Annotated in this window: 10 protein-coding genes; 4 read left to right on the top strand and 6 right to left on the bottom strand. The window is 58.7% G+C overall.

The window, feature by feature from the left end; all coding sequences use genetic code 11:
- Positions 1 to 32 precede the first annotated feature (32 nt).
- Positions 33 to 287, top strand: coding sequence for a hypothetical protein (locus tag RPF88_RS08825; protein WP_064994889.1), 255 nt, complete (start codon positions 33 to 35; stop codon positions 285 to 287).
- Between the two features lie 8 nt (positions 288 to 295).
- Here the strand turns inward: RPF88_RS08825 and RPF88_RS08820 are convergent, their stop codons facing one another.
- The 5 genes from RPF88_RS08820 to RPF88_RS08805 form a co-directional block, all read right to left on the bottom strand.
- On the bottom strand, positions 296 to 694 hold the full coding sequence (locus RPF88_RS08820; protein ID WP_224674375.1) for a sunset domain-containing protein: 399 nt from the start codon (positions 692 to 694) through the stop codon (positions 296 to 298).
- A 59-nt stretch (positions 695 to 753) separates the two neighbouring features.
- Positions 754 to 1,113: a hypothetical protein gene (locus RPF88_RS08815; RefSeq protein WP_064994890.1), complete on the bottom strand. Its 360-nt coding sequence runs from the start codon at positions 1,111 to 1,113 to the stop codon at positions 754 to 756.
- A 305-nt stretch (positions 1,114 to 1,418) separates the two neighbouring features.
- Complete coding sequence (locus RPF88_RS08810) at positions 1,419 to 1,745, bottom strand: preprotein translocase subunit YajC (RefSeq protein WP_064994891.1); 327 nt, start codon at positions 1,743 to 1,745, stop codon at positions 1,419 to 1,421.
- A 706-nt stretch (positions 1,746 to 2,451) separates the two neighbouring features.
- On the bottom strand, positions 2,452 to 2,571 hold the full coding sequence (locus RPF88_RS33380) for a hypothetical protein (protein ID WP_411970053.1): 120 nt from the start codon (positions 2,569 to 2,571) through the stop codon (positions 2,452 to 2,454).
- Positions 2,572 to 2,967: 396 nt separating this feature from the next.
- The gene (locus RPF88_RS08805; protein WP_224674373.1) at positions 2,968 to 5,526 is read right to left on the bottom strand and encodes a membrane-bound PQQ-dependent dehydrogenase, glucose/quinate/shikimate family; all 2,559 of its coding nucleotides are present in this window, start codon (positions 5,524 to 5,526) and stop codon (positions 2,968 to 2,970) included.
- Between the two features lie 951 nt (positions 5,527 to 6,477).
- Here RPF88_RS08805 and RPF88_RS08800 point away from each other — a divergent pair.
- A complete protein-coding gene (locus tag RPF88_RS08800) occupies positions 6,478 to 7,692 on the top strand; it encodes a M24 family metallopeptidase (RefSeq protein ID WP_337122188.1) in 1,215 nt (404 codons plus the stop codon).
- A gap of 901 nt (positions 7,693 to 8,593) precedes the next feature.
- Here RPF88_RS08800 and RPF88_RS08795 read toward each other — a convergent pair.
- Complete coding sequence (locus RPF88_RS08795) at positions 8,594 to 9,484, bottom strand: creatininase (protein WP_224674371.1); 891 nt, start codon at positions 9,482 to 9,484, stop codon at positions 8,594 to 8,596.
- On the opposite strand from RPF88_RS08795, the gene RPF88_RS08790 reads away from it, so the two are divergent.
- Positions 9,474 to 10,388, top strand: a complete 915-nt coding sequence (locus RPF88_RS08790; protein ID WP_064994895.1) for a LysR substrate-binding domain-containing protein — start codon at positions 9,474 to 9,476, stop codon at positions 10,386 to 10,388. The two genes, RPF88_RS08795 and RPF88_RS08790, sit on opposite strands and share 11 nt — an antisense overlap.
- A gap of 90 nt (positions 10,389 to 10,478) precedes the next feature.
- Positions 10,479 to 11,615: a polyamine ABC transporter substrate-binding protein gene (locus tag RPF88_RS08785; protein ID WP_064994896.1), complete on the top strand. Its 1,137-nt coding sequence runs from the start codon at positions 10,479 to 10,481 to the stop codon at positions 11,613 to 11,615.
- Positions 11,616 to 11,668: the final 53 nt, after the last annotated feature.

Here is an 11,668-nt window from a genome sequence, read left to right as displayed (position 1 = left end):
GCTCTCTTTTCCCAAAAGGAGAGGTCGCGAAAATGGCAAAGGCGAAAAAGGCCTTAATCTTCCCACGGCACATTTTGAACGAGGCGGGAGTTATCGCGGATTTCAAGAAGCTGGTTGAGGACTCCGAGAAGTCCGATGACTTCAAGCGCATCGCAAGAGCGGTTATTGCCGAGATGCTTCAATACCGTGCCAGGCAAAACAAGGTTGAAGCGAAAGAGCCCGTGAAACCTGCACCGACAAGGCGCCTCCCGCTTCTGGCGACGAAGAAGGCGGCTACCCAGCCGTAGGGGAATGGCTACCGTCTAGATTTCCGCCAGCCTGCGGCGCGGGCTTCCGCTTCAGAGCAAAACCACCGCTCTCCGTATTCCGGCCTGATGATCGTCTGTGAATAATATTTCTGGCCGGGGACGTGATAGATACGTTCCCCAGTGTCGATGCTGACATTTCCCTTGATGTTGCATCCAATGGAAAAGAGCGACGTGCTAGGAGCCGCGTCAGCCGCTTCGGGCAGTTGCATTAGGCTAGGAGCCGCGCCGATGATGCCAGGGTTCTGCGATAGCACCACGGCCACTGGCACCAAGATCAATGCGAATAGATACTCCAGCCGCCAAAAGCCGCGCCTCCGCTTGGTGGCACTTTTGCGCCAGCGGTTAGCCTGGTCTGCCCCTTCATGACGCCGCTGGACTTTGCCCACGCCCCTCACTCCCAAACGGAAGAATGCGACGTTTGCGTCGTTGAATCCATAAGCCGGGCCTAATTCACCGGACCCGTGGTGTTCCACCGGATGAACGGAACTTCCGCCCCTGTCACGTCTCGCACCGCCTTCAACAGCACTTCATGAAAGTCTCGAACACGACTCGCAGGACTGGCGACGCCAGAGGATGTACAGGTGCTCCAATGCAGCATGAGCCCAAACAGCAAGCGCCGGACGACGAACTTCTGGCGACAAAAGCCGCCGGCAAGAGCGAGGTTCTTGAGGAAATCCCAGAACACGTCCCGGGCCTCGCTCCTGCCTTTCAGGCGGAAATCCGGCCGGCGCCAGAACTGTTTCCAAAGCAGCGCCGTCACGAGGCAATAGCCCGCCAGGATCAGGGCCGCGAGGCGGGTCGGCAACGCCGCCCAGGATCGCCAGGGACATGAAGACTTCGATACAGAATCCGCCCGCGATCATCACCGTCGCGAATGCGCGACCAGGGATCGCCTGCGAGGCCTGGCCAATCGCCTGGTCGAAATTCAGCACTTTGTCGAGCGCGCTCAACGGCAAGAATAGCCCGACAAGCAGACAGCGCACCGTGAACGTGACGAGGATAGCCGGCATTTCTTCGAAAGGCCGAAACGCGACCGTTCATCCGGTTGCGCGATCGCCGTTCCCGACCACTCTCATACGGTGGAGCGTCAAATTGGTTCGCAAGCCGCGATCACAATGATGTTCTTTCCTCGTCAGGCCGCGAACCCTGACGGTGCTTTCTTACCCTAGCGATGGCCGACTTGTCGATGGTTATCACCCCGCCGCAGTCAATCCGCACCGTCAGCTTATTGGCTTCGCGATCGATGCGGATGATGTCTCCAACAAGAACAAGTTTATCCCCAGCTCGGGCTTTAGGTGGTGCATCCACCGAATAAGGAGGGTCGTAGGACGGAATGCTTACTCTGGCGCGTCCGCTAGGGAGAACCGTGATGACGGTAGAGGTCAACGCGACCTCGTCGCCAATCTCAAACTCCCGAGGCACACTGTAATGCAGCATGGGGCACCTCCGGTGCTTTCCAGATTAATGCTGGCAAACCAAGTTGGTTGCGTAAAATCTCGCAAATGGGGAGCCCACACTCCCCGCCATCCGAGACCGACGAACGCGAACGGCTTGAAACCGGTCTTTGGCTGGGAGGTCAGCCATTCGGCTTCGTTCTCAAGGATCGGGCCGGTCGGACTTCCCGAACATGGCCCCTTCCGAGGGCCACCAACGCATGATGTCCGTGCTTGGGGAGGCCGTCCGTGGAGAGATTCGGCCGATCAACGGATCGAGATTGGCCATCGCTGATCTTATACTGCCCCGGTACTGATCTCGCCGCAGCGTTTCAGCCGCTGCGCCGCCGTCCACGACGACGATCTCCTCGGTCGCTTGGCCGGCGTTTCCGTCGCGCGATGTCGGCGCGGTCGCTCTTAGGCGGTTCTCGACCTGTCCGGTTTCGGGCGATGGAATGCCAGCGCCACGCGCAACAGCCAGCCGCTGGCTTCCAATGACCTCAAAGCGTGAGGAACATCTGGTCGCCTGGATCGCACGCTAGCCTAGTTGAGGCCCCGACCAATCCTCGGCGACGGTGAGGATGAGCTTGGCGTCGGGGAATACTCGGCGAGTTCGCGCCAGAAATAGGCCGTCGGCCAGTCGACTGCCGCCTTCTAACCGGCGTAGACGACGCCCCAGTCCACCGAATCGCCGCGCTCGGCGGCGCGCATCAGGTCGCGGTGCTCGGGGTTAGAGTTGACGTCCTCCATGCGATGGCACCGCCCGAACCGAGCATCTCAAGCGCCAAAATCAAAGTGTGCGTGCCAGTGCGGCCGAACCCAGCCCGGATAACAGATTAGGCCATGCAATCCTCTTATGGCGGGAGCGGATCATAGATTGCACAGCGCGCGAAACCACTCTCGTCCGTCATGTCGCCTCGGCGCTTTCCGATCAACGCGTCATGCACCTCCGTTGCACGACTGCGAACGGGGGAAAGCTCCCTGACCGGCTCATAACATCCCGCTCTCTCGTGCGAGACATCGGATCCTCTCAAAACCTTTGTCCTCACGTGGGCGGTGGCCTGCTTAAACTCAATCTGATACACCGCGCAATCGGATCGAGAGCGTCGATCGGCGGTTTGGGCAACCGTGCTGCCGACGAGGTTCGACGCCCACCGTAACTGATATGCATACGGCTCGCCCGATTAGCTCTGAAAACGCACTGTTTAGCCTCATTGAGCCAAGCTCTAGCGAGGCAGCGCGTAGGCGATTACCGAATCTCCTGCTTTGGTGCCAGTAGACCCATGACCTCCGGCTACAACGACAAGATACTGCCGACCGTCAGTAGCCTGGTAGGTGGACGGTGTTGCTTGCCCACCCGCCGGCAGCCGCTGGCGCCAAATCTCGCGTCCTGTGCGAAGATCGTAGCCGCGAACGTAGTTGTCCATCGTCCCGCTCAGGAACGCGACACCGCCCCCGGTGATGATCGGTCCACCAATCCCTGGCACTCCCATCTCGAACGGGAGCGGTATGGGCGACAGGTCCCGGACCGTGCCGTTGACATGGCGGTATACGGTCTTGCCTGTCCGCAGATCCACCCCAGCGACATATCCCCAAGGGGGCTGCTGGCATGGCAGATCTAGAAACGAGTAGAATGGGCCCATCTTGGCCGCGTAGGGGGCGCCAAAATTTTCATTGAACACAGGCGCATTCTTCTTGCTCACCACACGAGCTGTGTTGTCCGGCCTGGGTAGAAGCTGGGACGTGAACGCCAGATAGACCGGCATGGCAAAGGCAATATCTCGTTGCGGATCAACCGCGATCGCGCCCCAATTGAAGACACCGAAATTTCCTGGATATACGATGCTGCCCTGCGTGGATGGCGGCGTAAATACCCCATCATACCGCAGCTGACGAAAGCGGATGCGGCAGTAGAGCTGATCTACTATTGTGGCGCCCCACATGTCCGCTCCGGTCAACGGCTTAGGCCGGAATGATACCGCCGAGTGGGGCTGGGTTGGCGAGGTGTGATCTCCGTCGACAGCGCCTTGCGGGGCGGGCTCTTCCTGGACGGGCAGAAGGGGTTTTCCGGTGAGGCGGTTCAGAACAAATATTTCGCCCTGCTTGGTCGGCGCAACCAGAGCCGGGACGTCCTGTCCGCCCACGGTGAGATCGACCAGGCTCGGCTGAGCCGGCACGTCGTAGTCCCAAAGGTCATGATGGACGGTCTGGAAGACCCAGGCCACCTTACCCGTGTCCGCATGCAGCGCCAGGATCGAAGACGAAAACCGCTCGGTTTCGGGTCCGCGCTTGGCGCCAAATTGGTCCGGGGACTCGTTGCCCATCGGAAAATAAATCAATCCGAGCTTCGGGTCGTAGCTGGCGACACTCCATGAATTCGGAGCATTGTTGGAATAGGTCTGACCATTGGGAATAGGAGCGGTGGCACCTGGATTCTTGCTGTCGAAATTCCAGACAAGGGCGCCCGTATAGGCGTTGAAGGCTCTGATCACTCCAGATGGAGAAGTGGTCGCCACGTTGTCATTGACCGCTCCGGCAACGACGACCAGATCGTGAGTGATGACGGGAGGCGACGTCGAATAGAAAGAACCCGGCGTCACGTTGGGCATGTTGGCCCACAGATTGACGGTCCCGTCAGCGCCGCCAAACCCCGGACAGATCTTGCCGGTCTCGGCGCTGATCGAGATGAGCCTGCCATCCGATGTGGGGACGAAAAGCCGCTTCATGCATTCGCGGGTGATGCTCACGCTGGCTGGCGGCTGGTCGCGATTGACGACCGGGTTGGGAGCCCCAGGCTGTGCCTGTCCAGTCACCACATTTTGCGGCACCCCGGCGGCCTGCGTTGTGATTTCATCGACGCTCTGCTGGAGATCGGCGCCAGCCTGTGCGGGCGCCCCGGCAACCTCCGGCGCGAGTGAAACGTTCGGGGGCAGGTCCGCCGGCGTGACCTCCTCGTACGCGACGCCTCGGCAGGTCATGTGTTGAGTAGTGGCCTGAGGTGGCTCTTTTAGCTTGGGATCAAACCGCCATTTCTCTTTGCCAGTAACTGGGTCGAGCGCTATGACAGTGCTGAAGGGGGTGCAGATGTATACCGTGTCGTTCACCATGAGCGGAGTGACCTCATAGGTCGTTTCCTGCGGGTCATTAGGCCCGCGGATTTGCCCCGTCTTGAATGTCCACGCCACCTGCAGTTTGCCGATGTTTTGGGGCGTGATCTGGGCTAGGGGCGAATAGCGCTGGCCCATCGAGTTACGTCCATAGGCGACCCATTGTCCGGGCGGGGTACCGTCGTCTGAAGACGCCACCGCCGCCATGCGCTCCTGATCGAAAGTCCCCGTCACCTCCTCCGGATCCTGAAACATTGAATAGATGCCTGCAGCAGCCGCCAACACGATCACCGCCGTCAAAGCGGCATTGTTGAAATCGAAACCTGGGCGAGCACGATCGGAACCTGTCGCCACCCGTTCAGAACGGTTGAGCTTGTTTATGATGGCTGGCAGGAGCACCAAAACCCCTATGACCAGCAACAGCCCGCCCCGAGGCGCCAAGGCCCACCAGTTGAAGCCGACTTCCCACAACGCCCAGCAGAGTGTGACCAGTGTCGCCAAGGCGTAGAGCCCCACCCCAGTTGGGTTGTGACGCCCCATCAGAATCCCGGATGCGGTGAGCATCGCACCCAGCACCAAATAGAACCAGCTACCGCCCAAGACCGCCAACCAGAGGCCCCCGACGACGAGGACAGCTCCTACGATAACGATGATTGCTGACAGCATGAGCCGATACATCGCGCACTCTCCTGATCAAGTGTGAGTTTGTCGTTTCCGCATCGAAACGCGACCTGATGAAGGCCCTAGCGACGGTTCGACGAATTCCACGCTAGGGCCGACGATCGAGTGCGTGTGGCGTTTCTCCACCCGAACCTCCAGCCGTGGATCTACCACCCCGGAGGACGACAAATGCTGCGATTCCCACGACAACGACGACCAGGGTAATTGCTATTCCGCGATTCACGCTTGAACTCCACATGACGTGCCTGCTTAGTGTCATTCGGGCCGATCTCGCCACCGCGCTTATGGCGGTTGCGATAAGTTCAGGTCGAGAATGTTATCCGCGCCGACATTGTCGGCGAGGGCCGCTACAAAGTGTTGTCCGATCGCCTATAGGATCGTTAATCGCCATAGCACCACCATGCTGCCGACTGGATCCGGAGATAGCCAAACGCCGCGCCGACTTTTGCGGGTTTCTGCTTTGGCGTGATGATGGGCAACAGTCATGTCTTTCTTCCAACTCGTAAAGAACCGTGATGGTCTCCGAACGCCCGAAATCGGCGATCGTTTCGCGCAAAATATCGGAATACGATGTATCTTGATCACCTTCCCGTGAGCAATCTACCGGCTCCGGAACTTCCGCCTCTCAGTTGGGCGACCACTACGTCGGTCCAAGCTCAAATCATTCTGGGCGAGGGGATGCCCCGAGTCTTTTGGAGGAGCGCCAGTGAACGTGGCATGGCTCGCCCGACGACGTAGACGTTCATCATCTCAAAATGAGCTTTCAGGTTTGGTGCGGACTGTAAGGTGTCGGCTCTCGCTCAAGAAATGAGACGTGGAATATGAGGGATACCTGAGGCGGTTGGTGATCCCATAATTTTTCAAAATGCAGCCATCAGGTGAATAAATTTTCGTGATACGCCCTCTTGATCGTAGCTTCCTGCATCAACCTCGCAGGGAAAAAGCACGATGACTGAAGACATGTTACACGTGACGGCATGGCATAATGGCGAGAAGGAGTATTCTCCGTTCTCTGAAGCTGAAATGAAACGGCGCCAGGACGATATTCGCCTCTGGATGGTCGAGCACAATGTAGATGCGACGCTGTTCACATCATACCATTGCATCAACTATTATTCCGGCTGGCTCTACTGCTACTTCGGCCGCAAATACGGCATGGTAATCGACCACCACAAGGCAACCACGATTTCTGCCGGTATCGACGGCGGGCAACCATACCGCCGCAGCTTTGGGGATAACATCACCTACACCGACTGGCGCCGCGACAATTTCTATCGTGCAGTGCGCCAACTCACTGCGGGCGCCAAGCGCATCGGTATCGAGTTCGACCACGTCAACCTCGACTTCCGCCGTCAACTTGAGGAGGCACTGCCAGGCGTCGAATTCGTCGATGTTGCTCAGCCGTCGATGTGGATGCGCTCCATCAAGTCGCTGGAAGAGCAAAAGCTGATCCGGGAGGGGGCACGGGTCTGCGACGTCGGCGGTGCTGCCTGCGTGGCTGCCGTGAAGGCCGGCGTGCCTGAGCACGAGGTGGCAATCGCGACAACCAGCGCCATGATCCGTGAGATCGCGAAATCCCATCCTTATGTCGAGTTGATGGACACCTGGACCTGGTTTCAGTCGGGGATCAACACCGACGGCGCCCATAATCCCGTCACCAACCGTCTCGTGCAGTCCGGCGACATCCTGTCGCTCAACACGTTCCCGATGATCTTCGGCTATTACACGGCGCTCGAACGCACGCTGTTTTGCGATCATGTCGACGACGCCAGTCTCGATATCTGGCAGAAGAACGTCGCCGTCCACCGCCGAGGACTCGAACTGATCAAGCCCGGCGCACGCTGCAAGGACATCGCGATCGAGCTCAACGATATGTACCGGGGATGGGATCTGCTGAAGTATCGCTCCTTCGGCTACGGTCATTCCTTCGGTGTGCTCTGCCATTATTATGGCCGCGAAGCCGGAGTCGAATTGCGGGAGGATATAGATACGGTGCTGCAACCCGGCATGGTCGTCTCGATGGAACCGATGGTGATGCTGCCGGAAGGCATGCCAGGTGCCGGCGGCTATCGCGAACACGACATCCTGTTCGTGAAGGAGAGCGGAGCGGAAAACATCACCGGCTTTCCTTTCGGCCCGGAGCACAACATCGTCGGCGGCTGACCAAGTGTTTTATATCCCGCACGAGTGGCATCGTGGGGTGTCGGGCCGGTCAAATCGGCCCGACCCATACTCAGCGTCACCCGTTTACGGTCTCGTCCACGAATCTGCCATCTATCTGATAAGCGTGTTCACGTCAGACACCCTTGTGACGCGCAGTGATTCTGGCTTGAGTGCACCTGAATATATCGGCGAGGAGATATCGCAGGCACCGCCTAATTGGCCATTTCCGTACTGATGGAGCGGGCGGACTGGCTTACCTGGTACCTTCATGGCGCAACTCGTCTGGTGGTGCCTCAGTCTGGAACAGGGATTAAGAAAACTGCGCGAGACGCGAGTGATGTGCAGTCCATGAAGAAGTGTCGCGCGTCCAACCAATAGCATCGATGATCTCTGAGTAATCACCTTGTCGTTCTCAATGATCGGCTCATGTTGGGACAGGCGCTTCTAGCCGCTGTGCCCGACCGGCATGGTGCCTGTCCGCCCATACATCTGTACGCGTTTCGGCAAGATTCAGAGCGATCTCCTGCGTTTGCGATAGGCTGCGCGCTCTCTTCGGCCGCAAAATATGCGCGCACCTTCGCTTTTTGACAGGGACAGAGGCACGGAAATGGAGTCCGTGCCAACCGCCATGTCTGCGACGTATCGGTCGCTTCTACTGACGTCGACACGGACCATCGCCATCCGTGCTTTCACCAAGCGCAGCTGTTTTCGCCTGGCCGGCAAACCTGACAGGCATTTCGTCATATTTCAATTGTAACACCGCGCTGTGGATAGCCGACGATCATCTGCCACAACCATCTGGCAGCCGCTCGCAAACGCATCCGGCCTCCAGCCTCCATGTACAAGTCGGAAGGCAGAAATTCTGTCGGTACATTCCACATAATGTGCGCACGACGGCGCCTCAGCGCGGAAATTCGACCTCCAGCGCCTTGACGATGCCGCTTACACAAACATCGAGCAGGATGTCGCCCTTCGCCTTCGACGCCTCCTTGGGTGATGACAGTGTGCCGCTCGGCGGTGTCCATTCAGGCTTGGGCGGGTAGACATCATAAGGCGGGAAGCTCGCCGGTTTATGATCAACGGCGCGCTCAAGATGAACGAAGTTCGGGTAGAGCGCCAGCATCAGCGATGTTTCAAGCACGCCGCCATGCTCGAGGTCCCAGCCGGCGAACCCGTCTGGATAAAGGCGTGCGATGGTCGCCTTATCGACGAAATCCCAATAGGACAGCACGACGATCTTCATATCGCCAATGCCCCCCCAGCCGAGTTCGCGCAGGGCCAGATCGATGCCCTCGACGATGAACCACGAGTTCTCGAAATGACCGTTCATCAAACAGATTTTGCGTACGCCGTGGCGGGCGAACTCCTTGATGACGTCGCGGAGTGCTGCGACCAGCGTCGCACCATCCAGGCTGGTCGTGCCCGGCAGGTGATTGCCGCCGCCAGACTTCTGATGCGACTTGTAGCCATAAGTGAAGGGCGGCGCGACCAGTGCGCCGATTTTCCCGGCGACGCGTCGGGAGAATTCGACGGGCAACAGCACGTCGACATGCATGGGCATGTGATGGCCATGCTGCTCCATCGAGCCGACCGGCAGGAGGATGGGCACCGAGCCGCCGCGAACCGTTTTGTCATAATCGGGCCAAGGCAGTTCGGCCGCAAAAACAGTGGCATCCGACATACAATCCTCCCAATTTCGGCCATCCAGACTGATGATTAGTGGGGACAAGCGTGATATGGAAAATTTATATTCGTGATCCACGTATGAGAAATATAAATCCATGCGCAACATAATCAACTTCCAGACCGACCTCCTGCGGACCTTCGTGTCGGTAATCGATCTTGGCGCCTATACCAAGGCGGGTGACGCGCTTGGACGTACCCAGCCGGCCATCTCTCTGCAGATCCGCCGGCTTGAGGAACTGGTCGGCGCCCCCCTCATCAAACAGGTGGGACGCACACTGCTCCTGACCAGTGAGGGGGAGATGCTGCTGAGCTATGCTCGCGAGATGCTGCGGCTCAACGATCAAGCCGCTTCCTATTTCAACCGGTCGAAGATAGCAGGCGTGTTGCGCATCGGCCTGCCGAATGACTATGCGGTGGCCTTCCTGCAGGGCGTCATCACCGAATACACCAGCCAGCATCCGGGGATCTCACTTGAAATCCATTGCGGCTGGAGCGCCGACATTCTCGATCGGTTGCGCGCCGACGAACTCGATCTGGCTGTCGCGATGGTCAACAACGAGCGTTCGCAGTACCTGTCACGTTCGTGGATCGAGCGGCCGATCTGGGCTGCTGCTGAAGGGGCGCGCTTCGATTTGGGAACTGGGGTGCATTTGGCGGCGCACCCGGAAGGTTGTGCCTATCGCGCCCGCATGATCCAGTCTCTCGATGCTGCAGAAATCCGGTGGCGGGTGGCCTACACGGGCTCCGGCATCGCGGGGTTGCAGAACGCCGTGGTGAATGGGCTTGGCGTCAGCGCGCTCACTCGCTACACGATGCTGCCTGGCATGCGCGTTCTTGACGAAACGGACGGGTTTCCAGCGCTCGCTGAAATCCGTGTCGGACTGTTCTATAAGCACCCGCGCTTGTCCGATGCCGGTATCAGGCTAGTCAATCATATCGTCGCGCGTCTAGATGAAGCCGGCGTCTCCGGCGACCCGGTCCGGCGGCCGATCGAGTTGGACCGTCAATAAGTGATGCAAATGCATTTATTATAAGAATTAATTTTCCAAATAGCTGAACCCTTTCTACCCTTGCTGGACAACAAGCCAAGGGGAACAACCATGACAATCAAAAAAAGCTTGTCCGGCGTGCGCACGCGCCGCGATCTTCTAAAAGGAGCCAGCATCCTGGGTGGTGGCGCTTTGGCAATGCCGTTCCTCAGCCGGTTGGCGTTTGCCGAACCGGTCGAACTCAATATGCTCGCTTGGTATGGCCACGCCGAGCCAGACGTCGTCGCCGAGTTCGAGGCCGCCAACAACGTCAAGTTCAAGCCCAAATACTACACCGGCGGCGACAACATGCTCGGGCTGATCGCCCAATCGCCTCCCGGAACATTCGATGTCATCCTGTCGGATGCCGAGTACGTGCAGCAGCTCAACGCGGCCGGCTATATCGAGAAACTCGATCCCGCCGACTACCCGTTCGACGAATTCTTCCCCGAATTCCAGCATTTTCCAGGGCACTGGCAGGGCGACGACCTCTATTCCGTCATCACCCGTTTCGGCTTCCTTGGCGTGGCCTACAACACCGAAGCGATCACCGAGAAGGAGGCCTCCACCTACAATGTCTTTTGGACCGAGAAGCTGAAGGGCAAGGTCGGGCATTTCGATTGGCACCTGCCCAATCTCGGTCAGATCAGCCTGCTCACGGGCAACGCCTCGCCGTACGATATTGACGCCGCGGCGTGGAGCGCGGTTCAGGATAAAACGAAATCGCTGCGCCCCCAGATCGGCGGCTTCTTCGACTACGGCGGCACCTTCTCGTCGCTTCAGAACGGACAGATGCTGGCCATGGCGGGCATCGGCGACTGGATCACCGGGGCGCTGGAAAAGGGCGGGGCGAAGGTGCGGACCGTCATTCCGGAAGAGGGCGGCCTGCAGTTCACCGAATCCTTCTCGATCGGCAAAGGCTCGCAGAAGGCCGATCTGGCGAAGAAATGGATCCAGTACATCACCTCGGCCAAGGGCCAGGTGAAGTCTGCCAACATGGTAGCCTATCCGTGCCTCATCCCGAACAAGAAGGGCTGGGAGCTTTTGGCCACCGAAACGCCGGCGGAGGCCAAGCGCCAGGGCATGGTGCTCAACCAGAGTAATGTCATGGACATGATCCGCGATGGGCGTATCACATACCGCCAGTTGCCAGTTCAGCAGAGCCTTGAAGACTGGAACGACTTCTGGTCCGAATACAAGGGATCGTAACGATCAGAAACTGCCGGGCGAGGCTCGAAGGCTCGCCCGGCACCCTTTGAGGC

This window comes from Mesorhizobium sp. ISC11 (assembly GCF_037162595.1).
Lineage (GTDB): Bacteria > Pseudomonadota > Alphaproteobacteria > Rhizobiales > Rhizobiaceae > Mesorhizobium > Mesorhizobium ciceri.
This window is presented reverse-complemented; position numbering and strand designations above follow the sequence as displayed.

Excerpts from the sequence above, each read along its gene's own strand:
- RPF88_RS08785 (WP_064994896.1), top strand. The coding sequence starts at position 10,479 with ATGACAATCAAAAAAAGCTTGTCCGGCGTGCGCACGCGCCGCGATCTT.
- RPF88_RS08825 (WP_064994889.1), top strand. The coding sequence starts at position 33 with ATGGCAAAGGCGAAAAAGGCCTTAATCTTCCCACGGCACATTTTGAAC.
- RPF88_RS08810 (WP_064994891.1), bottom strand. The coding sequence starts at position 1,745 with ATGCTGCATTACAGTGTGCCTCGGGAGTTTGAGATTGGCGACGAGGTC.
- RPF88_RS08790 (WP_064994895.1), top strand. The coding sequence starts at position 9,474 with ATGCGCAACATAATCAACTTCCAGACCGACCTCCTGCGGACCTTCGTG.
- RPF88_RS08805 (WP_224674373.1), bottom strand. The coding sequence starts at position 5,526 with ATGTATCGGCTCATGCTGTCAGCAATCATCGTTATCGTAGGAGCTGTC.
- RPF88_RS08800 (WP_337122188.1), top strand. The coding sequence starts at position 6,478 with ATGACTGAAGACATGTTACACGTGACGGCATGGCATAATGGCGAGAAG.
- RPF88_RS08795 (WP_224674371.1), bottom strand. The coding sequence starts at position 9,484 with ATGTTGCGCATGGATTTATATTTCTCATACGTGGATCACGAATATAAA.